The organism is Actinotalea ferrariae CF5-4, assembly GCF_000603945.1.
Lineage (GTDB): Bacteria > Actinomycetota > Actinomycetes > Actinomycetales > Cellulomonadaceae > Actinotalea > Actinotalea ferrariae.
The window spans coordinates 1-576 of the sequence record NZ_AXCW01000566.1 but is presented as its reverse complement, the minus strand read 5'-3'; the positions used below and the strand labels follow the sequence as shown (position 1 = coordinate 576).

Below are 576 nucleotides of genomic sequence, written 5' to 3'. Positions count from 1 at the left end.
CCTGCCACGTCGGCTGGGCCGGCTCGGCCTGCCACGTCGGCTGGGTCGGCTGGGTCGGCTCCCAGGTCGCCGGCTGCGCGTCGGCGACCGGCTCGACGGGGGCGGGGTCCGCGGTCCACTGCTGCGGCTCCGGCTGCTGCCAGGCGGTCCCACCGGTCCAGGAGGGCTGCTCCTGCTCGACCGGTCCGCCCCAGGTGTCCTCGGCGTCGTCGACGGCGGGGGGCCAGACGAGGTCGTCCTCCCGGACGGCGTGCCGACCGCCGGACGTCCCGCCGACCGCACCGAGCAGCGACGGCGGGTACTCGTCGTCGTCCTCGAGGACCGGGATCACGAGGGGCACCGGCACGTCGGCCGGCGGGGTGCTGTCCTGGACGTCCGTCGACCCCCGGCCGAGGGTCGCGGCGGCCGCGGCGAGGCGGTCCGCCCCGTCGCCCGACGGGCGCTCGTCGTCCCGGTCCGGGAGCTGGTCCACGGCGGCCGCGGCCAGCTCGGCGCGACGGGACCGGAAGCCGGAGAACATCGCGGACCGGTTCTGCGGCGGTGCCGCGGGTCCGGCCGACGGTGCGTCGGGGCCGG

Annotated in this window: 1 protein-coding gene; it reads right to left on the bottom strand. The window is 79.0% G+C overall.

Annotated features, from left to right (window positions below; all coding sequences use genetic code 11):
- Positions 1–576: hypothetical protein (locus N866_RS21830; RefSeq protein WP_034230045.1), on the bottom strand; the 576-nt coding region annotated here is incomplete at both ends.